Below are 24,276 nucleotides of genomic sequence, written 5' to 3'. Positions count from 1 at the left end.
CGGGAATGTGGACATGCCGCTACACTCGCCGACATCCACGGGAGAGTTCCGCCATGCCTTCGATCACCCTGCCTTTCCGCCCTCGCCTGCTGGCCTGTGCCGCTGTGCTGCTGTCCCTGTCGGCGCCTGCGCTGGCCCAGCGCGTGGTGCAGGGCGACCTGCAGCAGCAGATGTCGCCGGCCGAATTCAAGGCCGCAGGCCTGGACAAGCTCAATGCCGCCGAGCTGGCCACGCTGAACCGTTGGCTGCAGGGCAAGGTTGAAGCTGCCACCACCGAAGCCGTCGCTGCGGTGCGCGAAGAAGCGCGCGAGGAAGGTCGCCAGGAGGTGATCGTGAAGAACCGCGGCTTCTTCGACTTCGGCAGCAACGAACCGATCAGCGGCGTGCTGCAGGGCGAGTTCCGCGGTTTCGGCAAGGGCCGGATCTACGTGCTGGACAACGGCCAGCAGTGGGAGCAGACCGATACCACCTCGGTGTCCGGCGTGCGCAAGCAATCGCCGAAGGTCAGCATCAGCCCCGGGGTGATGGGCGTGTGGTACCTGAAGGTCGAAGGCGTGAACACCCAGCCCAAGGTGCGCCGTACCAAGTAACAGCACCATCGACCGCTACCGCCCAGACCCGCAGTAGATCCACGCCATGCGTGGATGGCATTCCGCGCGACCCCACCGGCGAGCACCCGGCGGGGTCAGGCGAGAAGTTACGAAGCCTGGCGCAGTGCAGTCACCCGCTGCGCCAGTTTCTTCGCCGAAACGCCAGTGCGTGCGCCCAGCTCCTGCGCGAACAACGACACCCTCAGCTCTTCCAGATCCCAGCGCAGTGCCTGCCACTGTGGCCGTTCACGCAGGCCCTGCTGCTCGCCCACCTGCAACGCCTCCAGGAATGGATGCAGTTCCAGCATGCGCGCCTGGTCGCGCGGAGGATCGCGCTTGGCACGTTCGGTGCGCAGGATCATCGCTTTCAGGTAGCGCGGATACTGCGCCAGAGCGTCAGCCGGTGTGTCGCGCAGGAAGCCCGGGTGTATCAGCCCGACCAGCTGCGCTTCCATGTCGTCCAGATTGCCGCGCGCCCAGCCCATCAACGGCGCTTCCAGCATCGGCTTCAACTCGGCCACCAGGGCAAGGATCGACTCGGCCAGCTTCAACCGCTGCATGGCTTCGCCAAACAGTGTTCTTGCGGCGTGTTCGCGACGCTGCTCGAATGCCGCTGCATCGCGGATATCGCCCAGGCCGTCGGCCAGCACGGCATTGAGCGCAGCGTCGACCAGATCGCCACGCAGGCGCTCCTGGGTTTCGATCGAGGCGTACAACAGGCCGGTTTTCGCTGCGACCGGCAACTGCTTGCGAGCCTGCTTGATCTTCTCACCCAGGCCGATCTCCAGCAGCCGGCGCACGCCGAGCGGGTGCACTTCTTCGGCCTGTTGGCGATCAGCAAAGATACGCAATGCAACGCTGTCACCCTCATCCTTCAACGCCGGATACGCCGGCACCCCGGCTTCCCCCGGCACTTGCAGCGGAATCGGCGTAGCCGGGAACGTGCGCAGGCCATCGGCCGCCATCTCCCGCCCGGCACGTGCAGCGAACGCGTCACCAGCCTGGCCACCAAACTTCGCACGCAGCACCTCCAGGTCGCGCGACGTCGCCAGCACTTTGCCCTGCTCGTCGCGCAGGCGCAGGTTCATGTGCAGGTGTGGCTCGATGGAACCGGGCTCGAAATCGGTCGCGGCCACGGTTGCCCCGGTTGCCCGTGACAGGAAGCGCGCCAGCTCGCCGGTGATCGCATCGGCGCTGGGCTGCGTGAAGGCCTCGTAGAACGCGCGCGCGAAATCCGGCGCCGGCACGTAGTTGCGCCGCATCGCCTTGGGCAGGCTGCGGATCAGCGCGGCCGCCTTGTCGGCGACGAAACCGGGCGCGAGCCATCCCAACTGCACCGCATCCAGTGCATTGAGCAGATGCAGCGGAACGTCCAGGGTCACGCCGTCATCTTCGGCGCCCGGCTCGAAACGGTAGTGCAGCGGCAATCGCGCCTGGCCCAGGGCCAGGTACTTCGGGTAGCGCTCCTGCTCGCTGCCTTCGCCCGGCAGCAGATCCACAAGCGACCAGTGCAGTCCCTTGCGCTGTTCCGGCGGCAACGCCTTCCACCACGCATCCAGCCCGGACGCGGAGTGAATCTGCGGCGGCACCCGGTCCAGGTACCAACGTGCCTGCCAGTCCTCGTCGGCGACGATGCCGGCACGGCGCAGCTTGGCCTCTTCCTCGCGCGCCTGCTCCAGCACCTTCTGGTTGTCCGCCACGAAACTGGCACGCGTATTGATTTCACCGGTCACCAGTGCCTGGCGCACGAAGATGTCGTGCGCTTCGCCGGCATTGATGCGGCCGTAATGCACCGGCTTCTTCGGTGCCAGCACCAGCCCGAACAGGCTGATCTGTTCGGAGGCCAGCACCTGGCCCTGCGCACGCGACCAGTGCGGATCAAAGTGCTTGCGCAGCAGCAGGTGCGGCAGTTCGGCGATCACCCAGTCCGGCTCGATCGCCGCCAGGGTCATGCCCCATACTTTCTGCGTATCCAGCAGGTTGGCCGCCAGCAGCCACGGCGGCGGTCGCTTGGACAGCGTCGAGCCGGGGAACGGCAGGAAACGGCGCTGGCGCGGCGCCTCGAAATCGCCCCTCTCGGTGCGATGGCCGATCTGCGTGGGCAGGCCTGCCACCAACGCCCGGTGCAGGGTCTGGTAGGCAATGGCGCGGACGCGTTCACTGTAACCGCCGCCGTCAGGTGCCTGGTCCTTCTGCGCGCGCGCAGCAACCGGCGCAGGCGCCGTTTCGGCCTTGCCCTCCCGGGCCAAGCGCGCGGCACGGTGCAGCTGGCCACGGGTCGCCTTTACTGCGGTGGCCTCGTCGCGTGCGGCTGGCGGTGCACTGCTGCCAGCCAGCAGCGGCGCCATCGATGCCTCGTTGGCTTCTTCCTTCCAGCCCAGCTCCTCGCATAGCAGGCGAAGTTGTCGATGCAGTTCGCGCCATTCACGCATGCGCAGGAAACCGAGGAAGTGGCGGCCACACCAGTCACGCAGCTTGGACTGGGTCAGATCCTCATGGGACTGGCGATAGGCGTCCCACAGGCGCAGCACGCCAACGAATTCGGAGCGACCGTCAGCGAACTGCGCATGTGCGTTGTCGGCGGCGCCACGCGCCTCGGGCGGCCGTTCGCGCGGATCCTGAATACCCAGGAACGAGGCGATCACCAGCATCGGCCGCAGGCAACCGGCCGCCTGTGCGGCAACCAGCATGCGCGCGAGTTTCACGTCCACCGGCAAACGTGCCATCTGCTTGCCGATTGCCGTCAGGCGGCGTTCGCTGTCGATCGCCCCCAGCTCGTTCAGATGCTGCCAGCCGTCGGCCACAGCGCGCTCGTCGGGCGCCTCCAGGAACGGGAAGTCCTCGATCCGGCCCAACCCCAGTTGCAGCATGCGCAGAATCACTCCGGCCAGGCTGGAGCGACGGATTTCCGGATCGGTGAACTCCGACCGTGCCTGGAAGTCGGCCTCGGCGTACAGGCGGTAGCAGATGCCCTCGGCAATACGGCCGCAGCGGCCCTTGCGCTGGTTGGCGCTGGCCTGCGAGATCGGTTCGATGTGCAGGCGATCGAGCTTGTTGCGCGGGCTGTAGCGCTTCACACGCGCGAAACCCGGATCAACCACATAGCGGATGCGCGGCACCGTCAACGAGGTCTCGGCCACGTTGGTGGCCAGCACGATGCGCCGGTTCGGGCCCGGGTTGAACACCCGGTCCTGATCCTGGTTGGACAGGCGCGCATACAGCGGCAGCACCTCGGTGTTGCGGTACTTGCGTCGTTCCAGCGACTGGTGCGCATCGCGGATCTCACGCTCGCCCGGCAGGAAGATCAGCACATCACCGCGCGAATCCAGGCGGGTGATTTCGTCGATGGCCGAGACGATCGCATCGTTGACCGTGCGTTCGCCCTGGTCTTCGCCCTCGCCTTCCAGCGCGCGATAGCGCACCTCCACCGGATAGGTACGGCCTTCGACGCTGATCACCGGCGCATTGTCGAAATGCTGGGCAAAACGCTCGGTGTCGATGGTCGCCGAAGTGACGATCAGCTTCAGGTCCGGGCGCTTGCGCAGCAGCTGCTTGAGATAGCCGAGCAGGAAGTCGATGTTGAGGCTGCGTTCGTGCGCTTCGTCGACGATGATCGTGTCGTAGTTCGACAGCCAGCGGTCGCTGGCGATCTCCGCCAGCAGGATGCCGTCGGTCATGAACTTGATGCGGCTGTCGTCGCTGACCTTGTCGTTGAAGCGCACCTGGTAGCCCACCAGCTGCCCCAGTTCGCTCTGCAGTTCCTGCGCGACCCGGCTGGCCACCGCACGCGCGGCGATCCGTCGCGGCTGGGTGCAACCAATCATGCCGGCCTGGCCACGGCCGGCGGCCAGGCACAGTTTTGGCAGCTGCGTGGTCTTGCCCGAGCCGGTTTCACCGGCGATCACCACCACCTGGTGGTCGCGGATCAACTGGGTGATGGTCTCGGCTTCACGCGCAATCGGCAGCTGCGGGTCCAGAGTAATGGCCGGCAGTTGTTGTGCCCGCGCCTGCCGGCGCTGCACCGAAACCTGCAAGGCCTGCTCGAAGGTGGCGGCCAGCGCCGCATCCTGTGGCTTGGCCTGGCAACGCGAGAGCATTCCCAGCAATCGTCCACGGTCGCGGCTCATGGCGCCGTCAATGGCGGCACGCTGTTGGCGCTGGCGGGACTGCGGCATTTTGTCGATAGCGTTCATCAATCGGTTCGTTTAAAACTTTGAATGCGACCAGTCATCACGACTGATTTATTGTGAAGGCCAACGATTCCACAAGGAGGAACCCCATGGCGAAGACCAAGAGCACGACCAAGCCCAAGACCGGCAAGCAGAAGCTTGCGGCCTCCGCGCCGTCGGCGCCCAACATCGATATCGGGATCACCCAGGGCAACCGCAAGAAGATCGCCGACGGTCTGGCGCGGTTCCAGGCCGATGCGTTCACGCTCTATCTGAAGACCCACAACTTCCATTGGAATGTCACCGGGTCGATGTTCAACTCGCTGCACACCATGTTCGAGACGCAGTACACCGAGCAGTGGGCGGCACTGGACGATGTGGCCGAGCGCATCCGCGCACTGGGCTTCAATGCCCCGGGCTCCTACCGGGAGTTTGCTGCGCTGACCTCGATCGCCGAGGAGCCGGGCCTGACCGACAGTGCGGACTGGCGTGAAATGGTACGCCAGTTGGTGGTCGCCAACGAAGCGGTATGCCGTACGGCACGTGAAGTGCTGGATGTGGCCGACGACGCTGACGACGCCCCGACCGAGGACCTGATGACCCAGCGCCTGCAGACGCACGAGAAGTACGCCTGGATGCTGCGTTCGCTGCTCCAGTAAGAGTTGGGGGTGGTTCGGCAGGGCTGCGCCCTGCACCCGCAGAGGCAACTGCAACGGCAACCGCAACGGCCGAAGCAGGAGCTGGTTTCCTGTGGGTTGGCGGGGTGGGTCCGGTTGCGGGGGACGCCGTGAATCCATCCATGGAGGCTTGGGCGCGCCATCCATGGCGCTTACACCCCCGCAACCGGACCCACCCCGCCTTCGACAGATTCCCGCGATCTGTCGGAATTGGATGGCCTGCTCTTGGTGGGTGTCGACCTTGGTCGACACGGTAGATCCACGCCATGCGTGGATGTTCTTCGATCAACTGTCGAAATATTCGATTTCGATGGATTTTGATCCACCCATGGCGTGGATGGCTCAACCGTCACCGGGAAACTGTCGAAGGTGGGGCAGTGTCGGAGTGCGGGGTGTCAGCCGCATGGATGCGGCTGCCAAGCCTACAGGGACGTACTTGCGGCGTCCCCGCACTCCGACACCACCCCACCAAACCACGAATTCCCCCAGAGCCGGCTGTTGCCTTTGCCGGTGCTCTGGCTCGTAGCAGGTGCAGGGCGCAGCCCTGCCGACTCCCCCGCCGGGGTAAACTAGCCGGATGGCTTCCCGTCCCGCGCACGACCTGCTCCGCCGCGTCTTTGGTTACGACGATTTCCGTGGTCCGCAGCAGGACATCGTGGAGCATGTGGCTGCCGGTCACGATGCCTTGGTGCTGATGCCCACTGGTGGCGGCAAGTCGCTGTGCTACCAGGTGCCCGCCTTGCTGCGTGACGGATGTGGCATCGTCATCTCGCCACTGATCGCCCTGATGCAGGACCAGGTCGAAGCCCTGCGCCAGCTCGGCGTGCGCGCCGAATTCCTGAACTCGACCCTGGACGCCGAAACGGCCGGCCGGGTCGAACGCGAACTGCTCGCCGGTGAGCTGGACATGCTCTATGTCGCCCCCGAGCGCCTGCTGACCGGCCGCTTCCTGTCGCTGCTGTCGCGCAGCCGGATCGCCCTGTTCGCCATCGACGAAGCCCACTGCGTGTCGCAATGGGGCCACGACTTCCGCCCGGAATACCGGCAGCTGACTGTCCTGCACGAGCGCTGGCCGGAGATTCCGCGGATCGCCCTGACCGCTACCGCCGACCCGCCGACCCAGCGTGAGATCGCCGAGCGCCTGGACCTGGCCGAGGCCCGTCACTTCGTCAGCTCCTTCGACCGCCCCAACATCCGCTACACCGTGGTGCAGAAGGACAACGCCCGCAAGCAGCTGAGCGACTTCCTGCGCAGCCATCGCAGCGAGGCCGGCATCGTCTACTGCATGTCACGGCGCAAGGTGGAGGAAACTGCCGAGTTCCTGTGCACGCAGGGCTTCAACGCCCTGCCCTACCACGCCGGCCTGCCTTCGGAAGTACGTGCCAACAACCAGCGCCGGTTCCTGCGCGAGGATGGCATCGTCATGTGCGCGACCATCGCCTTCGGCATGGGCATCGACAAACCGGACGTACGCTTCGTCGCCCACACCGACCTGCCCAAGTCGATGGAAGGCTACTACCAGGAGACCGGCCGCGCCGGCCGTGATGGCGAGGCCGCCGAGGCCTGGCTCTGTTATGGCCTGGGCGATGTAGTGCTGCTGAAGCAGATGATCGAGCAGTCCGAGGCCAGCGAGGAGCGCAAGCAGCTGGAGCGGTCCAAGCTGGACCACCTGCTGGGGTACTGCGAATCGATGCAGTGCCGCCGCCAGGTGCTGCTGGCCGGTTTCGGTGAAACCTATCCCAAGCCCTGCGGCAACTGCGACAACTGCCTGACGCCGCCGGCGGCCTGGGATGCCACCATCCCCGCGCAGAAGGCCTTGAGCTGTGTGTACCGCAGTGGCCAGCGCTTCGGCGTCGGTCACCTGATCGACGTCCTGCGCGGCAGCGAGAACGAGAAGGTCAAGCAGCAGGGCCACGACAAGCTGAGCACCTACGCCATCGGCCGCGACCTGGATGCGCGCACCTGGCGCAGCGTGTTCCGCCAGCTGGTGGCCGCCAGCCTGCTGGAAGTGGACAGCGAGGGACACGGTGGCCTGCGCCTGACCGATGCCAGCCGCGATGTGCTGACCGGTCGCCGTCAGATCAGCATGCGCCGCGATGCAGTCAGCGCCAGCGCCGGGCGCGAACGCAGCGCGCAGCGTACCGGCCTGTCGGTGCTGCCGCAGGACCTGACCCTGTTCAATGCACTGCGCGGCCTGCGCGCCGAGCTGGCGCGCGAGCAGAACGTGCCGGCCTTCGTGATCTTCCACGACAGCACCCTGCGCAACATCGCCGAACAGCGCCCGACCTCGCTGGACGAGCTGGCCCGGGTCGGTGGCATCGGCGGTACCAAGCTCAGCCGCTATGGCCCGCGGTTGGTCGAGATCGTGCGCGAAGAGGGGTAGCGCCAACCGTACGCTGATGCCCCTGTAGAGCCGAGCCCGCGCTCGGCTGCCGTTCGCGCAGAAGCAGCCGAGCATGGGCTCGGCTCTACATTGGTGCGGCTCCAACCTTGAACCATCCATTCAGGCAGAAGTGCATCCCACGCCGCTTGCCGCTAAATTGACGCCATGTCCCTCGCCTCGACCCTGCTCCGTGTCGTGCTCATGCTCAGCCTGTTGCTCAACGGGCTGAACGCGGCCATGGCCAGCGGACACGAGGAAATGGGTCGCATGGCCCATGCGATGACCTCGGCCATGACCGATGAGGGCGACGTGGACTGCCACCACCACGCCGGCATGACCGCCGACGAAGCGCCGCAGGCCAAGGCGCCCGCCCATGACGCGCACTGCCAGATCAAGGACTGTGTGCGCAGCTGCGCCCAGCACCCGCTGCTGGCGGTGCAGGCACTACCGTTCCTGGCTGGCCCGGGTCTTTCGCTGACCCCGCAGCCGATGCCTGCCAACGGCCGCCCGGCACCGCCGCTGCCGCCGATCTCACGCCCTCCCATCGGCTGATCCAACACGCCTCGTGCGCGCTGCGCACTGAAGCCAGCCCTGCGCTGGCGTCTTTCCGTGTCTGGAGTCACCACCATGAATACCCGCATTCCCCCCGGCCCGGGCGCTGTGCCCATGCCATCGCGTCGTCTTTTCGTGCAGGGCATCGCCGCTGGCGGCGTGGTTGCCGGCATCGCCGCAGCCGGCGTCCCGCAGCGCGCGCTCGCCGCCGCTGCTGCCGCGCCACGCCTGGCCGGCGCGCCGGCGGTCATCAGTGATACCCGCGTCGAACTGGCCATCGGCGAATCACTGGCCAACTTCACCGGCCGCACCCGCCCAGCAATCACCGTCAACGGCTCGCTGCCGGCACCGATCCTGCGCTGGCGCGAAGGCCAGACCGTGGACCTGTTCGTGCGCAACACGCTCGGCCAGCACCCCACCTCCATCCACTGGCACGGCATCCTGCTGCCGGCCAACATGGACGGCGTACCCGGCCTGAGCTTCAACGGCATCGGCCCCGGCGAGACCTACCACTACCACTTCAATCTCAAGCAGTCCGGCACCTACTGGTATCACAGCCATTCGCTGTTCCAGGAACAGGCGGGGCTGTACGGTGCGCTGATCATCGACCCGGCCGAGCCGGCGCCGTACCGGCATGACCGCGAGCACGTGATCATGCTGTCCGACTGGACCGACATGGATCCTGGCGCGCTGTTCCGGCGCATGAAGAAGCTCGCCGAGCACGACAACTACTACAAGCGCACCCTGCCCGACTTCCTGCGCGACGCGCGCCGCGACGGCTGGTCGGCTGCGCTGTCCGACCGCGGCATGTGGGGCCGGATGCGGATGACGCCCAGCGACATCTCCGACATCAACGCGCACACCTACACCTACCTGATGAACGGCACTGCGCCGGCCGGCAACTGGACCGGGCTGTTCCGCAGTGGTGAAAAGGTGCTGCTGCGTTTCATCAACGGCGCGTCGATGACCTACTTCGATGTGCGCATCCCTGGCCTGAAGATGACCGTGGTCGCTGCCGACGGCCAGTACATCCATCCGGTCAGCATCGACGAATTCCGCATCGCCCCGGCCGAAACCTACGACGTACTGGTTGAACCCAGCGGCCAGGATGCCTTCACCATCTTCTGCCAGGACATGGGCCGCACCGGCTATGCCGCCGGCACCCTCGCCGTGCGCCACGGGCTGCAGGCACCGATTCCCGCGCGCGACCCACGCCCGCTGCTGACCATGAGCGACATGGGGCACGACATGGGCGGCGGTGGCCACGGCGGCCACGACATGGCGGCGATGAAGGGCATGGAAGGCGGCTGTGGTGCCAGCATGGGCCACGGCGCGCATGGCGGCGGCAGCGATGCCACCAGCAAGGCGCCAAAACATCCGGCCAGCGAGCGCAACAACCCGCTGGTGGACATGCAGAGTTCGGCCACCGAGCCGAAGCTGGACGACCCCGGCATCGGCTTGCGCGACAACGGCCGCCAGGTGCTGACCTATGGCGCGATGCGCAGCCTGTTCGAAGACCCCGATGGCCGCGAGCCCAGCCGCGAGGTCGAACTGCACCTGACTGGCCACATGGAAAAGTTCTCCTGGTCGTTCGATGGCATTCCCTTCGCCGGTGCCGAACCGCTGCGCCTGAGCTACGGCGAGCGCATGCGCATCGTGCTGGTCAACGACACGATGATGCAGCACCCGATCCATCTGCACGGTGTATGGAGCGATCTGGAGAACGCACAAGGCGAATTCCAGGTGCGCAAGCACACCATCGACATGCCGCCCGGCACACGCCGCACCTATCGCGTGCGCGCCGATGCACTCGGCCGCTGGGCCTACCACTGCCATCTGCTGTACCACATGGAAGCGGGCATGATGCGCGAAGTGAGGATCGAAGAATGAGCCGCTCACTCCTTTCCCCCACCCTGCTGGCCTTGGGCTTGACGGCTGCATTGCCGGTGTTCGCGCAATCACATGCCGGCCATGACATGGCCGCGATGGAACCGCCGGCGAAAACCGCGAAGGCGCCGGCCGAACCGGTCGATCATTCGAAGATGGACCATTCGAAGATGGACCACGGTGCGATGGAACCGGCGACGATGGACCATTCCACGATGGACCATTCCCAGATGGATCACGCGGCGATGGGCCATGGCACACCCGCGCCTACCGAACCGCGCGAGCCGATTCCGGTCCCCACCGATGCGGACCGCGCCGCCGCCTTCCCACCCATCGCACACGGTGCAATGGAACACGCGCCGGAGATCAACAGCCTGCTGCTGATCGACCGCCTCGAACACTGGGATGGCAAGAGCAGCAACGGCCAGGCCTGGGAAGCCACCGGCTGGATCGGCGGCAACATCAACCGCCTGTGGCTGCGCACCGATGGCGAACGCAGCAACGGCCGCACCGAATCGTCTGCGGTCGAAGCGCTGTATGGCCGCAGCGTGTCGCCGTGGTGGGACGTGCTGGTGGGCGTACGCCAGGATTTCCGGCCAGCCGACTCGCGCACCTGGGCGGCCATCGGCATCCAGGGTCTGGCGCCGTACAAGTTCGAAAGCTCGGCCACGCTGTACATGGGCTCCGGCGGCCAGGTGCTGGCCAAGGCCGAAGTCGAGTACGACGTGCTGCTGACCAATCGTTTGATCCTGCAACCGTTGCTGGAGGCTACAGTGGCAGCGAAGGATGAACCCGAGTACGGCATCGGCCGCGGCCTGAACAAGGTCGAAGCCGGCCTGCGCCTGCGCTACGAGTTCAACCGTCGCTTCGCGCCCTATATCGGCATCAGCCACGAACGCAGTTTCGGCGACAGCGCCGACTATGCCGGCGACCACGCCCGTGACACGCGCTGGGTGGCGGGCGTGCGGATGTGGTTCTGAGCAGCGGATCGTGAGCAGCAGCCAGCCCCGGCAACCGCCGGGGCCGGCTACACTGCGTCTCGTTCCATTGCAGGCTCCATCATGTCGCTGCAGATCCGCCGCGCCACCCTTGCCGACGTCGACGCACTGTCGGCCATTGCCATTGCCACCTACAACGAAACCTGGGGCGACTCGTACCCAGCGCAGGAGCTTCAGGATTTCCTGCAGGCGCACTACAGCAGCGAACCCCAACGCGCCGAGCTGTGCGACCCGCGCAGTGCGATCTGGCTGCTGATGGAAGGCGACAATGTCGTCGGCTACCTGGCCGCTGGCGCCAACACCTTGCCGCATGCCGAGGCCCGCGAGGGCGACATCGAACTGAAACGCTTCTACATCCTGGCCACGCACCAGAACGGTGGCCACGGTGCGCGCCTGATGGACGCTTTCATGGCCTGGCTGGACCAGCCGCAGCGCCGCACCCTGTGGGTGGGCGTCTGGGAAGAAAACTTTGGTGCGCAGCGCTTCTACGCACGCTATGGCTGCAGCAAGGTCGGCGAGTACGACTTCGTCGTGGGCGATACCCACGACCGCGAGTTCATCCTGCGCCGCCCCTGAGCGGCATCAGAAATCGAACAGCTCGGAGAGGAAGCTCTCCTTCTTCTTTTTCTTGTAGCCGTCGCTGTACTGGCCCCGATTGTCCTCGTAGCGCTGGCCAAGATGGCGGGTGTCGCGATGCATCACCGGCGGCGGCGGCGCGACGGCCGGCTGTGCCTGCACCGGGGCGGGTGGTGGCACCGCAGCACCGGCGTTGGCGCGCTCGATGATCTTGTCGAGCTCGCCACGGTCCAGCCACACGCCACGGCAACCCGGGCAGTAATCGATCTCGATGCCATGGCGCTCGGCCATCTGCAGGGTCTGGGTCGTACACACGGGGCACAACATGCGCATTGCTCCTGTCGGTCTGACCTCGACTGTACCTGCGTGCGGATGACTGTGCGGCAACGCATGACCGATGGCACAGAGACTTCCGGCGCGCGCCGGGGCCGCCGCTGTGCCCGCACACTGCGCCCTGACCCGCAAGGAGTGCGTGCATGACCATCCTGTCCCGCGTACCCGCCCCGCTGCGCCTGATGCTGGTGCTGCTCGGCGTCGGTCTCGGCCTGAACGTGCGCGACATCGCCGCGGCCATCGGCGCTCCGATCGCAGCCCTGCCCATGCCCTACGGCGGCAGCCTGCTCGACAACGCGCTGGCCGTGCTGCTGGCGCTGCTGCTGGCCTCGCTGCTGCGCCCCAAGGGCATTGGCCTGCTGGCCAGCCTCGGCCTGCGCGGAAACGGCTGGCGCGGCCCGCTGTGGGTGCTGCTGGCCAGCCTGCCGTGTTGGCTGGGGTTGGCGCTGCTTGGCACACCCAACACCGCACTGACTGCCCTCGATGCGGCGATGCTCACTGTGCTGTTTCCGCTGGCCGAGGAAGTGCTGTTCCGCGGTCTCGGCTTCGTGCTGCTGGTGAAGATCGTGCGCGGCCCGTGGCCCCTGCTTGCGCTGCCGCAGGCGCTGCTGTTCGGCTGGGTGCATTGGCTCGGGTTCGGCGGCTTCGACGGCGGCGGCACCGCCTTGTTCGTCGGCGCGGTGATCGCCTTGGGCGGCTTCATCTTCGCCTGGCTGGACCATCTGGATGGCGACACCCTGTGGTGCGGCCTGGTGCTGCACGTATCGATGAACCTGGCCTGGAACGTATTCCGCCTCGATGACGCTGTCGCACTGGGCTGGCAGGCTACCAGCCTGCGCATCGGCACCGCCCTGCTGGCGGTGGTCGTGCTGGCCTGGCAGGTACGCCGCCAGCGCCAGCATCGGCTGTAACGCTCACTTAGCCTGGCGTGCACGCCGGGATCACCCCCGGCTTGCGCATACTTGCGCGCCTTTCATGCCCTGCCGTCCGGAGTTGTTGCGTCATGCTGCTGTCCAAGCGCCACGTTGAACCACGCGTCCTGCTGATCGAAGATGCCGAGGAAACCCGTGAACTGAGCCGGATGGCGCTGGAGAGCCAGGCCTGCCACGTTGCAGGCGTCAGCAGCGCCGAAGCCGCGCTGGGCCTGTTGGCCGCCGGAGAGCGCTTCGACCTGCTGTTCACCGACGTCAATCTTGGCCGCGTCAGTGGCATCGAGGCCGCCAACCACGTGCGCAGTCTGTATCCCGATCTGCCGATTCTGGTGACCTCCGGCATGGACCAGCATGCCGTGCTGCCGCAGCTGCATCACGGCATCCATTTCCTGCCCAAGCCCTACAACATGAGCGAGCTGCTGGATGCGATCCGGTTGTGCTTCCGGCATGCGGATGTGGGCGTGTTGACCGGGGCGGATGCACGGGCGGCGTGAGGCATTCATCCACGCATGGCGTGGATCTACTGACTCCGCGCCCGATACAGTAGATCCACGCCATGCGTGGATGCCGCCCAACATCAACCGCCGGTATCACGCCGTGTGTGGATTGAAGCAGTAGATCCACGCCATGCGTGGATGGGATCGGCAATCAACCGCCCGTGTACGGCCCTTCACCCGGAAACACCTGCAACAACGCACGGGTGATCACGCGCGGATACACCGTGAGATGGTCCTCACCGTCGATCACCACATTGTCCACCTGCAGCGTGCGGCCACTCCGCTCAAGCTGGGCGGTGAAGTCAGCGGCCTGCCGCAGCATGTCGTTGCCGGTTGAATAGCGTGGGCCCGGCTTGACCGTCTCGTAGCTGCCGACTGACAGCAACACGCGTGTCGGGTTCGCCGGTGCCTTCGCCTCGTCCTGCATGCGCGGCAGCAGGTGCTGGTCGAACCACAGCGAAGGACTGGACAGGATGTAGGTCCGGAACATATCTGGCCGCGTGGTCAACACATAGGCGCCGAACAGGGCCCCATAGGAATGACCAGCGAACGCCCGCCGCGCCGGATCGGTGCGGTAGCGCGCATCGATCATCGGCAATACGTGGTCGGCCACGAAGTCGCGATAGTGGGCCGCGCCACCGTAGGTGACGTCATCGCTGTAGTAACCAGGCCTGTCGCGCACGGGCTCGCTGGGCGTGTAGTCACGCGAGCGGCTCTGTTTCGACGTCAGGCCTTCCTGCGGCGGCAGCCCGACCAGGATGAAATCCTCGATGTTGATGCCCTGCTGCCCCACCAGGTTGCGCACGCTGCGCACCAGCGGAAAGCTGTACAGCGCATCGGTCACATACAGCACCGGGTAGCGCTTCTGCGGCTGTGCCGCGTAGCCGGCAGGCAATGCCACCCACAAGGCATAGTCGCGCCCGATCGGGTCATGTACACGCAGGGATTCGGTATCGGGCAGCACCACGCCTTGCACGGCCGTCGCGGCGTCCTTGGCTTCATTCTGCGTCGCCGGTGGCGCCACCGACATCGCGCAACCTGCCAGGGCCAGGCAGGCCAGCACACTCCATCCACGCACACGCTGCATCCGCGCTCTCCTGTTGCGGGCGGCGCACCCAGATGGCGCCGCTACCGCATCCTCACACGCTACGTTGCTGCATGCCAAGCCAAGCTCATCAGGGCGAGGCCGGCGGCGCCGGGAACAGCGCACGCAGGGCCTGCAGCGCCGCCGGGTGATAGATCGTCGCGTGGGTCTCTTCCGGCAGCGGCTGGTATTTCACCAACGTTGCCGGTGATGACTGCTGCAACAGGGCCGCCAAGCGTGCACTCGACGCCGCCAGTTCCGGCTGGCCACTGCTGGCCAGGAACAGCCGTGCGCCGCTGCGGGCAACTGACGGCAACTGCTTGCCTGCACCAGACAGCAACGCGCTGCGGTTCCACCACAGGCTGGGGTCCAGTGCGATGTAGCTGTTGAACAAGGTCGGTTCCTGCAGCAGCGTCTCGACCACGAACAAGCCGGCCAGCGACTCACCGATCAACGCGCGCTCGTCGGTGGTCGGGTAGCGCTGGCGCACCTGCGGCATCAGTTCGTCGCGCAGGAAATCGCGAAATGCCGCCGAGCCACCGATGCGTGGCGCGATCTTGCGATCCTCCGCCTCGCTGCTGGGGCCGGTCATGTCGCGACGGCGTTCGGTGTTTTCGATGCCCACCAGCAGGAACGGGCGCATGCTGCCGTTGCCGGTCAGCACCTGCACCAACCCAGCCACGTGCAGGAAATCTTCGCCGATGCCGCCGTCGGGCATGTAGAGCACCGGCAGCGGCGTCTTCGGGTCCAGGCCCCACGGCTGCGGGCGGTACACGTTGATGCGGCGGGTCTCGCCCAGCGCCTTCGACTCGATGGTGAAGGTCTCACCGATCACCAGCGGGGTTGCGGCAGCTGATTGTGCGGACGGCGCCGGTTCGGCGGCCATCAGCGGCGCGGCGGAGACAGCGGACAACAACAGCGACAGCACGATCAAACGCATTGGGGCGACCCATCCAGGGAAAGACACCGAGCATAGCGCCCGGACACGAGCGTTGGCGGCTGCGGCACGCTCAACATCCCTGCCGGATGCGTAGATCCACGCCATGCGTGGATGATTTCCCGTGAATCGCGCCGAGGTACGCCCCCCATACCGCGCGTGCACCGCCACGTGTCGCGTTTGAACCGCCAAGGACGCCGCTGCCGTCGCATCTGCACCGAAACGCGGCGGGGACGGCTGGCACGCACGGAGGACTTTGATGGCAAAAGTGAAGTGAGCTTTACACGCGTTGGTTCACGGCAGATGCCCCGCCATATGCGATTTGCGCCATTTTCCAACGTGACCAACCAAACGTGGAAGCGAATACGTCGTGTACTGACGCTTGCTGCGCAAGACACGCCTGCGCCACCATCGCCACGCGTCTGGAGTCCGCATTTCCCTTCGGAAAATTCTGATTGAACTCCAAGCGCGGGCGTAAACACCATGCTGCGCCACCGACAACGGGTGGCACCGGGCCTGCAAGCCTGGGAAGACAAAAAGCATGTTGTTTGCGCTCACCCGTCGGCACTGTCTCCGGACCGTGCCGGCGGGTGATCCGTCGGCCTTTATGGCGGGCGGTGCGTGGGGGTCTTCGGATCCGCCGGTTAACTGCTTACTGTCTTCCCGGCTTGCAGACACGCACCGTCCGCCACCCGCCTCACGCGGTGGCATTCCCACCCCAGAGCCGAGGAAGCCGAGATGACCGAACGTCCGCCCTATGCCTCATATGCCGCCAGCGTCAACGACGACGATGACAACCCCGCGCCCGAACTGAGCACTTTCCTGGGCTGCCTCGAACGCATCCGAACGGGCGAAGGTGCAGACGGCCAGCCCTGGCCGGATGCAAGCCTTCCCACAGGGCGCGGGGTGGCACTGTCACGCGTGGAACGGGCAGCCGTCGGCATGCTGACCGTGGCAGAGATGCTGCATGCCGCCGAGCGCTGCCGATCGATGGCAACGCCGGACCGGCATCTGGATGACGGCGTGATCGACGGGCTGTTCTTCGCCTGCCGCGGGCTGGCAGAGCTGGTATGCCGGGATATCCGGCCAGAGTAGGAACAGCTGCACCATGATCCGGCCCATACCGGGTCGGGCCCGTTCCGGGTTCCATCGACACTGACACAAGGAGGTTCGCATGTTGAATGCCATGATCATTGCCGCCCTGGCCGCTGGCCCGGCCGCGCCTGTACCGTACGCCGACTGCCTGCTCGGCAACATCCAGCCCGGCCTGTCCGACCGTGCCGTGCAGTTGGTGCAGCAAGCGTGCGCCGCGAACCATCTCGACAGCTTCATGGCCTCGCTGGAACTGGAGCGCAATTACAGCGCCCAACGGCAGGCCCGGTTCGACGCTGATCGCGCCGCAGTGGAGCGTGCTGCGAAGGCTGCCGCCAACGCGGCAGCGGTTGCCGCACAGGTGGCGGCAGAACGCGAGGCGGCCCGTTCTCAGGGTTCGAAGTCGCTATAAGGCCTCACGTTCCGCGACGCCATCTGCAACGGCACCCTGAAGACCCTCTGTAGCAGGGCACCGTTTCGCGTTGCGGAGCGGTCCTGGCCGGTCCAGCCCACTTTTGGCGGCTGCCATATAGTCAGCACCGGACCCTAAACCCGCCCCCTACTCAGGCCGGGGGGGCGCTGACACCCGCAGCAGTGCAGGAGCAGGGGCCTGGTGCTAGCATTCGCCCCCACGTGGAGCGCAGAGCAATGGGCACAAGATATCGAATGGACTCGCTACAGTGCCTGCGCGGTGTCGCAGCGCTCGCTGTCGTCCTGTTCCACCTGCGTGGTGTGGAGATCAAGTACCTACAAGGCCCAGCGGTGCTGGATGCGATTGCGAGGTATGCAGATGCAGGCGTGGACCTGTTCTTCGTGGTGTCGGGCTTCGTGATGACAACCGTGTCGGCAGGACGCTATACCCGAGACGGGGCGACCTCGCAGTTCCTGGTCAAGCGCGCCTGGCGCGTGCTGCCGCTGTACTGGATCTTCACCACCCTGGTCGTGGTGCTGATGGCTTTGTTCCCGACCATGGTGAACACCTCATACGCAGACCAGAGCGTGCTGGCCTCCTACCTGTTGATTCCACACGCGCAGCTGCCGGTGCTCACCGTAGGCTGGACCTTGGTGCACGAAGCGTACTTCTATCTGGTATTTGCAAGTGCGATTGCGTTCGTCCCGGAGCGCTTCGTGCCCGTTTTTCTGCTGGCCTGGGCTGCTGCGGTTGGGGTGGCGCCCTGGCTTGCGGAAGGGCCGGCCACACCCGCCCACAATCTGGTCACAAATCCGCTGACCTACGAGTTCATTGCCGGGGCAATGCTCGGTCTCTACTGGAAAAAAATCCCATCCTGGCTGGCATTGCCCTTGATCATCACGGGCGCCGCCGTCGCGGTCGCTGCAGCTGTTGCGCTCCCGGAGGCAGGACCCGCAAGCATGAGTGTCTACACGCGGGTGGCGTTGTTCGGTACCGCGTCGGTGCTGATACTGGCGGGGTGCGTGGGACTGGAAGCGCAGAACCGCATGCGCATGCCCCTGTGGCTGACCCGCCTCGGCGACTCTTCCTACTCCCTCTACCTGACTCATATCTTCGTGATTTCAGCAATCGGGCGCATATGGACGATGTTCCTGCCATCGTCGGGATGGGCCTGGCACGTAGCCTTCGTTGCGATTGCCACGCTCGCCTGCTGTATCACTGGCAGCGTGGTGCATGCTCGCCTTGAGCGCCCCCTGCTCGCCCTGCCCAGCCGCTGGCGCGCGGGCAGGAACCAACGCGCCGACTAATCGGCAGCGACCAGGGCGGTACCGGAACCGGCAGACTGCATCGAGGCATCACCGATAGCGAAGGGCCAGAGCATGGCGGGCATAAGAGCGCCGCCATGCGCGATGGATACGATCATCGCTTGCCTGTCGTGAAACCTGCATCGGTCCCTGAGTTTTCAGGAGGTTTTTCAGCAGGCAAAGAAAAAGGCGCCGCAAGGGCGCCTAAGTCATTGCCTGCAATGGTGGGCCGTGATGGATTCGAACCATCGACCAAAAGATTAAAAGTCTTCTGCTCTACCGACTGAGCTAACGGCCCATGCAAGCCCCAGCCTTTCGGCGGGGTGGGCATTCTACCGTACTTTGCGGGGCTGGGTGAAGTCGGGGATCTACGACGTTGCCGGCCAGCGGCCGGCACTACCCAAATGCGGGCTTCTAAACCTTTCTGGCGCCCGCCGCATCTCACCTGCGACCCTGTCCCGGAGCGATGGATGCGCCTGTCACTGCCGCTGATACTTGCCCTGCTGCTGCCGTTCGCCGCCTCGGCCGCAGCGCCCACACAGGTGCGGACCGACGATATCGACCGCTTCTGGGTCACTTACGATGCGGTCCTTGCCGAGCCCGATGCCGCGCAGCGGGTGGCCCTGGTCCAGCGGCGCTATATCGACCCTGGCAGCCCCGGCCTGCATGCGCTGATGAAGGTGCGCAACTACACCGCCGCCGAGTACGCCAAAGCAATGCTTGCCTGGCCGCGCTTCTGGGCCTCGGTACGGCCACTGACCGCCAACGCCCAGCAGGCCAGTGCCACGCTGGAGCGGGATCTGGCGGCGTTCCGCGCGCTCTACCCTGCCCTGCGTCCTGCCAGCATCACCTATGCGGTAGGCGTGCTGCGCACCGGCGGGACCACGCTGGGCAACGAGGTGCTGATCGGTGCGGAGATGGCGCTGGGCGATGCAAGCGTGGATGTCAGTGAATTGCCGGAGCCGTTGCGCAGTCGCCTGCGGGTCTTCTACGACAGCCGGCCGGGTGCCAACAACGCGCAGAACAACCTGCACGAGTACGTGCATACCCAGCAACGCGAGACCACCGGTTCGCTCGCGCAGTACGCGGTGCGCGAGGGTGTGGCCGAGTATGTGGCCGAGCGGCTGAGCGGGCGTCGGCCGGCACTGCCCTTCTATGACTACGGCGCGGGCCACGAGGCGGAGATCCGCGCTCGCTTCATCGCGGAGATGGACGGCGATGACCTGGACAACTGGCTGTACAACAACAACCGCAATCCATTCGGTATGAGTGATGTGGGCTACTACGCGGGTTACCGCATCGCGCAGGAGTACATGCGCCAGCAGGCGGATGAGAAGGCGGGGATCGCGCGGATGATCGAGCTGGATTATGCCGATCCGAAGGCAGTGCAGGCGTTCATTGATGCGTCGGGGTGGTTGCCTGATGAGGCTGCCGGCCAGCGGCCGGCACTACCAGACTCCAGCCGCCGGTAGCGGCGGGACAGCGAGTGCGAACCAACGGTTCGCACCCACCATTGGGGCCGTCAGCCCCCATTACCTCAGGCGTACAGCGTGGGGTCGGGCACGCCGGCTTCGGTGAAGCCCTGCGCGCGCAGGCGGCAGGCATCGCAATGGCCGCAGGCCGCGCCGTTGGCATCGGCGTTGTAGCAGGACACGGTCAGGCCGAAGTCCACGCCCAGGCGCACGCCTTCGCTGACGATCTGGCCCTTGCTGAGGAACTGCAGCGGCGCATGCACGGTGATGCCCGCGCCTTCCACGCCCGACTTGGTGGCCAGGTTGGCCAGCGCCTGGAAGGCCGCGATGAACTCGGGGCGGCAGTCCGGGTAACCGGAATAGTCCACGGCGTTGACGCCGCAGAAGATGTCGTTGGCACCGAGCACTTCGGCCCAGCCCAGCGCCAGCGACAGCATGATGGTGTTGCGCGCCGGCACGTAGGTGACCGGGATGCCCTCGCCGCCCGCTTCGGGCACGTCGATGTCGTCGGTCAGCGCAGAGCCGCCGATGCTGCGCAGGTCCACGTCCACGGTCTTGTGCACGATCACGCCCTGGGCCTTGGCCACACGCGCGGCGGCGTCCAGCTCGGAGGTGTGGCGCTGGCCGTAGCGCACGCTCAGGGCATGCACGGCGAAGCCCTGTTCCTGGGCCATGGCGATGACGGCGGCTGAATCCATGCCGCCGGAGAGAAGCACGACTGCCTTCTTCATGGGTAAATCGTCCGGTTTGGGGGAAAAGCCAGCACGCTGTCCCGCGCCGGAACTACATCAAGGAACAACGGATGGGCTCAGCGGCCCGGTTCGTCATTCCAGAGAATCTTATGCAACTGCATCTGGAAGCGCACCGGCAACCGGTCTTCCACGATCCAGTCGGCCAGTTGGCGTGCAGTGATCTCGCCCTTGCTGGGCGAGAAGAACACCGTCGTGCGCTTCACCAGCGCGTGCTCGGCCAGCATGACCTTGGCCCAGTCGTAGTCTTCGCGGCTGCAGATGACGAACTTGACCTGGTCACGTGCGGTCAGCAGCGGCAGGTTTTCCCAGCGGTTGCGGGCGACTTCGGCCGAGCCGGGGGTCTTGATGTCGACCACGCGCGATACGCGCGGATCCACCGCGCTGACGTCCAGTGCGCCGGAGGTCTCCAGCGACACGTCCATGCCGGCGTCGCACAGCTTCTGCAGCAGCACCAGGCAGCGCTTCTGCGCCAGCGGCTCGCCGCCGGTCACGCATACATGGCGCACGCCTTGGGCCAGGACCTCGGCGACGATGTCGTCGATGTCCCACCAGGTGCCGCCGTGGAAGGCGTAAGCGGTGTCGCAGTACTGGCAGCGCAGCGGGCAACCGGTCAGGCGCACGAACACGGTCGGCCAACCGGCGGTATCGGCTTCGCCCTGCAGCGAGGTGAAGATCTCGGTGATCTTCAGGCGCGGCAGGGGTGATTGCACGATCTCGCTGGGCGTGGCGACGGCGTTGGACGGAGTGACGGCGGTCATGGCAGACAATTCTTCATGGGGCGGGCGACGGATGTATCGGCGCCGGAAACGAAAGCAGCCGAGCATGGGCTCGGCTCTACAGAAGGCTGCCGGGAGTCAGCCCAGCGCCAGGGTGCGTATTGTACGCCCGGTCAGCGGATCAGCGGATCTGATTGCCGAGGCGGATCGACTGCAGACGGTCCTGCGCGGTGCGCGCGGCGTCCGAGCCCGGGTACTGCGCCACGACGGTTTCCAGCGTCTGCTGGGCCTGGTCGACCTTGCCCTCGCCATACTGCGAGAGGCCGACCTTGAGCAGGCCACCTGCGGCCTTGTCGTGGGTGGGATAGCGCGAGAGCAGTTCGCGGAACTGGGACTCGGCCATCGGGAAATTGCGGGTGGCGTAATAGCTTTCGCCCAGCCAGTACAGCGCGTTGGGGGCGTAGACGCCGTTCGGGTACAGCTCCAGGAAGCTCAGGAACAGCTGCGCCGAATCATCGTACTTGCCCGCCTTCAGTGCGTCGAAGGCCACGTTGTAGGACGTACGCTCGTCACCGGTGACGGCCAGGCTGCCCGGGTCACCATGGACGGAAGGCGGCCGCTCGGAAGTGGCCGCCGCTGCGGGTTTTGCCGGGGCCGCGGGGGCCTTCGGTGCGCTCGCCGGAACAGCAGGCAGGGCCGGGGCGGCAGAGCCCCCTTCCAACCGGTTCAGGCGGCCGTCCAGATCCAGGTACTGGTCCTGGGCGGACTGCTTGAGCTGGGCATTGTCGTGCTGGAGTTGCTCGATCGAGGCCTGCAGGCTGGTGACCTGCTGCCGCAGCTGGTTGATCTGGTTCAACAGGTCCTGGTTGGCACTGTTGTTGTACATCTGCTGCTCGAGCGAACCGACACGGTCGGCCAGGCTCTGACGTTGTGCATGCGCCGGTGCGGCAGCCACGAGGGCTGCCGCAACGACCAGCATCAGTTTGATGCCAAGGCGCATGGATTACTGCGCGGTGTAGACGATTTCGACGCGACGGTTCTGCGACCAGCAGGACTCGTTCGACTCGGTGCAGACCGGACGCTCTTCACCGTAGGACACGACGGTCAGCTGCGAGGCCGAGCCACCGTTGGCCTGCAGTGCCGAGTTGACGCCGTTGCCACGACGCTCGCCCAGGGCCTGGTTGTACGCGCGCGAACCGCGCTCGTCAGTGTGGCCCTGCAGGGTGATGCGCGAAGACGGACGGTCACGCAGGTACTTGGCGTGGCAAGCCATGATGGCCTGGAATTCCGGCTTCACGTCTTCCTTGTCCAGGTCGAAGTAGACAACGCGCTGGCGCAGGCAAGCGTCGGTGTCCAGGTCGCCCGGGCCGTACAGGCCGGAGGTCGACGGACCGGTCGGGGTGGTGGTCGAGGTGCCGGTATCAACCGGGGCTGCCGGCTCTTCCTTCACCTTCTTCGAGCAACCGGCCAGGACGGCCACGGACAGCAGGGAAACAAGCAGAACGCGGGTGGACTTGTTCATGGCGATACCTTTGTGGCTCCTAAGCCGATGAGGGGTTCAATACAGAGAAAATGTTAACACTCTTTTAGCGCTGGGTACGGTATGGGGACCATGCCGGCTCGCGCACATCACCATCGGCCAGGACCAGGCGCTGGCGAACCCGCGCATCGGCCGAGACGGCATACAGCACACCACGGCCACCCTCACGGGCGGCATACAGCACCATGCTTGCGTTGGGCGCAAAGCTCGGCGACTCGTCCAGCGAACCCGGCGACAGCGTGCTCCAGCGGGGCGAACCCAGCGAGCTGTCCATCATCGCGATCTTGTAGCTGTTGCCCGAACCCTGGGCCACGGCGATCTTCTTGCCGTCATAGGACACCGAGGGCTTGGCGTTGTAGTTGCCCTGGAACGTCACGCGCTCGGCACTGCCGCCACCGGCACCGACCTTGTAGACCTGCGGACGGCCGCCGCGGTCGGAGGTGAAGTACACCGCGCTGCCATCCGGGGACCAGGTCGGCTCGGTGTCGATGGCGAAGTGGTTGGTCAGCTGGGTCAGCTGCTTGCTGCCCAGGTCCATCACGTAGATTTCCGGGTTGCCCGAACGCGACAGGGTCAGGGCCAGCTTGCGGCCGTCCGGCGAGAACGCCGGGGCGCTGTTGATGCCGCGGAAGCTGGTGACCAGTTCACGGGCGCCGGTGGAGATGTTCTGGATGTAGATGGCGGAGTTGCCACGTTCGAAGCTGACGTAGGCCAGCTTGTTGCCATCCGGGCTCCACGACGGCGACAGCAGCGGCTCGGCCGAACGCACGATGGTCTGCGGGTTGAAGCCATCGGAATCGGCGACCATCAGCGCATAGCGCATGGCATCACCCTTGCCGCTGGCGGTCACGTAGGCAATGCGGGTCCAGAAGGCGCCACGGACACCGGTGATCTTCTCGTAGATGGCGTCGGCCATCTGGTGGGCGACGTCGCGCATGGCGTTGCCGCGGGCGGTCATCGCCAGGCCGAGCAGGCGCTCGCCCTTGGGCACGTCGAACAGTTCGTACTCGACGCGGTAGGCGCCGGCACCGGCGTCCATGACCCGGCCAACGACGATGTAGTTCTGCTTCAGCGCGCGCCAGGTGGCGAACTGGATGTCGCCACCACGGGTCGGCTTTTCGACGATCTGCGCTTCGGGCAGGGTGCGGAACTGGCCGGAGCGTTCGAGGTCGGCACGGACCACGCCGGCGACGTCGGTCTGCGGTGCGCCAGCGGCGCCCTGGTAGGGCATCGGCACGATGGTGATCGGGAGGGCGGAGGCATTGCCGCCGATGATGTCGATATCCAGCCCCTTCTGCTGCGCGGCGGCAGCAAAGGGCAGCAACAGGGCCGCAAACACGGCAAGCCAGCGAGGCATCTTCTTCATGGAGCGC

General features: G+C 65.9%; 22 protein-coding genes and 1 tRNA gene. 13 read left to right on the top strand and 10 right to left on the bottom strand.

Going from position 1 to position 24,276, the window contains the following annotated elements; all coding sequences use genetic code 11:
- The first annotated feature begins 53 nt into the window (after nucleotides 1–53).
- Complete coding sequence (locus tag HUT07_RS04085) at nucleotides 54–590, top strand: hypothetical protein (protein ID WP_176019856.1); 537 nt, start codon at nucleotides 54–56, stop codon at nucleotides 588–590.
- Between the two features lie 107 nt (nucleotides 591–697).
- Here HUT07_RS04085 and hrpA read toward each other — a convergent pair whose 3' ends face one another.
- A complete protein-coding gene (gene hrpA / locus HUT07_RS04080) occupies nucleotides 698–4,783 on the bottom strand; it encodes an ATP-dependent RNA helicase HrpA (RefSeq protein WP_176019855.1) in 4,086 nt (1,361 codons plus the stop codon).
- 86 nt (nucleotides 4,784–4,869) lie between these two features.
- Here hrpA and HUT07_RS04075 point away from each other — a divergent pair, with 86 nt between their 5' ends.
- The 6 genes from HUT07_RS04075 (at nucleotide 4,870) to HUT07_RS04050 (ending at nucleotide 11,832) form a co-directional block, all read left to right on the top strand.
- Nucleotides 4,870–5,418: a Dps family protein gene (locus tag HUT07_RS04075; protein ID WP_176019854.1), complete on the top strand. Its 549-nt coding sequence runs from the start codon at nucleotides 4,870–4,872 to the stop codon at nucleotides 5,416–5,418.
- 595 nt (nucleotides 5,419–6,013) lie between these two features.
- Nucleotides 6,014–7,819, top strand: a complete 1,806-nt coding sequence (recQ, locus tag HUT07_RS04070) for a DNA helicase RecQ (RefSeq protein WP_176019853.1) — start codon at nucleotides 6,014–6,016, stop codon at nucleotides 7,817–7,819.
- A 165-nt stretch (nucleotides 7,820–7,984) separates the two neighbouring features.
- Entirely contained in the window at nucleotides 7,985–8,371 is a 387-nt protein-coding gene (locus HUT07_RS04065) for a CopL family metal-binding regulatory protein (RefSeq protein ID WP_176019852.1), read from the top strand.
- 75 nt (nucleotides 8,372–8,446) lie between these two features.
- Nucleotides 8,447–10,261, top strand: a complete 1,815-nt coding sequence (locus HUT07_RS04060) for a copper resistance system multicopper oxidase (protein ID WP_176019851.1) — start codon at nucleotides 8,447–8,449, stop codon at nucleotides 10,259–10,261.
- Nucleotides 10,258–11,238, top strand: a complete 981-nt coding sequence (locus HUT07_RS04055; RefSeq protein WP_176019850.1) for a copper resistance protein B — start codon at nucleotides 10,258–10,260, stop codon at nucleotides 11,236–11,238. The genes HUT07_RS04060 and HUT07_RS04055 overlap by 4 nt, the downstream gene beginning before the upstream one ends.
- An 81-nt stretch (nucleotides 11,239–11,319) precedes the next feature.
- Complete coding sequence (locus HUT07_RS04050; RefSeq protein WP_176019849.1) at nucleotides 11,320–11,832, top strand: GNAT family N-acetyltransferase; 513 nt, start codon at nucleotides 11,320–11,322, stop codon at nucleotides 11,830–11,832.
- A 6-nt stretch (nucleotides 11,833–11,838) separates the two neighbouring features.
- Here the strand turns inward: HUT07_RS04050 and HUT07_RS04045 are convergent, their stop codons facing one another.
- On the bottom strand, nucleotides 11,839–12,159 hold the full coding sequence (locus tag HUT07_RS04045; protein ID WP_176019848.1) for a zf-TFIIB domain-containing protein: 321 nt from the start codon (nucleotides 12,157–12,159) through the stop codon (nucleotides 11,839–11,841).
- 149 nt (nucleotides 12,160–12,308) lie between these two features.
- On the opposite strand from HUT07_RS04045, the gene HUT07_RS04040 reads away from it, so the two are divergent.
- Nucleotides 12,309–13,076 carry a CPBP family glutamic-type intramembrane protease gene (locus tag HUT07_RS04040; RefSeq protein WP_176019847.1) on the top strand — a complete coding sequence of 256 codons (768 nt, stop codon included), beginning with the start codon at nucleotides 12,309–12,311 and terminating at the stop codon, nucleotides 13,074–13,076.
- A gap of 92 nt (nucleotides 13,077–13,168) precedes the next feature.
- A complete protein-coding gene (locus HUT07_RS04035) occupies nucleotides 13,169–13,591 on the top strand; it encodes a response regulator (protein WP_176019846.1) in 423 nt (140 codons plus the stop codon).
- Between the two features lie 154 nt (nucleotides 13,592–13,745).
- Here the strand turns inward: HUT07_RS04035 and HUT07_RS04030 are convergent, their stop codons facing one another.
- On the bottom strand, nucleotides 13,746–14,681 hold the full coding sequence (locus HUT07_RS04030; RefSeq protein ID WP_176019845.1) for an alpha/beta hydrolase-fold protein: 936 nt from the start codon (nucleotides 14,679–14,681) through the stop codon (nucleotides 13,746–13,748).
- A gap of 88 nt (nucleotides 14,682–14,769) precedes the next feature.
- On the bottom strand, nucleotides 14,770–15,618 hold the full coding sequence (locus HUT07_RS04025; protein ID WP_176019844.1) for an alpha/beta hydrolase-fold protein: 849 nt from the start codon (nucleotides 15,616–15,618) through the stop codon (nucleotides 14,770–14,772).
- Nucleotides 15,619–16,353: 735 nt separating this feature from the next.
- Between HUT07_RS04025 and HUT07_RS04020 the strand changes: the two genes are divergently transcribed.
- The 3 genes from HUT07_RS04020 to HUT07_RS04010 all read left to right on the top strand — a co-directional run bounded on the left by HUT07_RS04020 (nucleotide 16,354) and on the right by HUT07_RS04010 (nucleotide 18,426).
- Nucleotides 16,354–16,710 carry a hypothetical protein gene (locus HUT07_RS04020; RefSeq protein WP_176019843.1) on the top strand — a complete coding sequence of 119 codons (357 nt, stop codon included), beginning with the start codon at nucleotides 16,354–16,356 and terminating at the stop codon, nucleotides 16,708–16,710.
- Between the two features lie 79 nt (nucleotides 16,711–16,789).
- Nucleotides 16,790–17,119 carry a hypothetical protein gene (locus HUT07_RS04015; RefSeq protein ID WP_176019842.1) on the top strand — a complete coding sequence of 110 codons (330 nt, stop codon included), beginning with the start codon at nucleotides 16,790–16,792 and terminating at the stop codon, nucleotides 17,117–17,119.
- A gap of 254 nt (nucleotides 17,120–17,373) precedes the next feature.
- Complete coding sequence (locus tag HUT07_RS04010; protein ID WP_176019841.1) at nucleotides 17,374–18,426, top strand: acyltransferase; 1,053 nt, start codon at nucleotides 17,374–17,376, stop codon at nucleotides 18,424–18,426.
- 219 nt (nucleotides 18,427–18,645) lie between these two features.
- Here the strand turns inward: HUT07_RS04010 and HUT07_RS04005 are convergent.
- Nucleotides 18,646–18,721 (bottom strand) — tRNA-Lys (locus HUT07_RS04005).
- 172 nt (nucleotides 18,722–18,893) lie between these two features.
- Here HUT07_RS04005 and HUT07_RS04000 point away from each other — a divergent pair.
- Entirely contained in the window at nucleotides 18,894–19,895 is a 1,002-nt protein-coding gene (locus tag HUT07_RS04000) for a DUF2268 domain-containing putative Zn-dependent protease (RefSeq protein ID WP_176019840.1), read from the top strand.
- A gap of 65 nt (nucleotides 19,896–19,960) precedes the next feature.
- On the opposite strand, the gene queC is transcribed toward HUT07_RS04000, so the two are convergent.
- The 5 genes from queC to tolB form a co-directional block, all read right to left on the bottom strand.
- Nucleotides 19,961–20,626, bottom strand: coding sequence for a 7-cyano-7-deazaguanine synthase QueC (queC, locus tag HUT07_RS03995; protein WP_176019839.1), 666 nt, complete (start codon nucleotides 20,624–20,626; stop codon nucleotides 19,961–19,963).
- A gap of 77 nt (nucleotides 20,627–20,703) precedes the next feature.
- Complete coding sequence (queE, locus tag HUT07_RS03990) at nucleotides 20,704–21,405, bottom strand: 7-carboxy-7-deazaguanine synthase QueE (RefSeq protein WP_176019838.1); 702 nt, start codon at nucleotides 21,403–21,405, stop codon at nucleotides 20,704–20,706.
- 139 nt (nucleotides 21,406–21,544) lie between these two features.
- Complete coding sequence (ybgF, locus tag HUT07_RS03985; RefSeq protein WP_176019837.1) at nucleotides 21,545–22,363, bottom strand: tol-pal system protein YbgF; 819 nt, start codon at nucleotides 22,361–22,363, stop codon at nucleotides 21,545–21,547.
- A gap of 3 nt (nucleotides 22,364–22,366) precedes the next feature.
- Nucleotides 22,367–22,885 carry a peptidoglycan-associated lipoprotein Pal gene (gene pal, locus HUT07_RS03980; RefSeq protein ID WP_005410748.1) on the bottom strand — a complete coding sequence of 173 codons (519 nt, stop codon included), beginning with the start codon at nucleotides 22,883–22,885 and terminating at the stop codon, nucleotides 22,367–22,369.
- Between the two features lie 64 nt (nucleotides 22,886–22,949).
- The gene (gene tolB / locus HUT07_RS03975) at nucleotides 22,950–24,269 is read right to left on the bottom strand and encodes a Tol-Pal system beta propeller repeat protein TolB (protein ID WP_176019836.1); all 1,320 of its coding nucleotides are present in this window, start codon (nucleotides 24,267–24,269) and stop codon (nucleotides 22,950–22,952) included.
- Nucleotides 24,270–24,276: the final 7 nt, after the last annotated feature.

This window comes from Stenotrophomonas sp. NA06056 (assembly GCF_013364355.1).
GTDB lineage: Bacteria > Pseudomonadota > Gammaproteobacteria > Xanthomonadales > Xanthomonadaceae > Stenotrophomonas.
The sequence above is the reverse complement of the archived record's forward strand: the minus strand, read 5'-3'. Positions and strand labels throughout refer to the sequence as shown.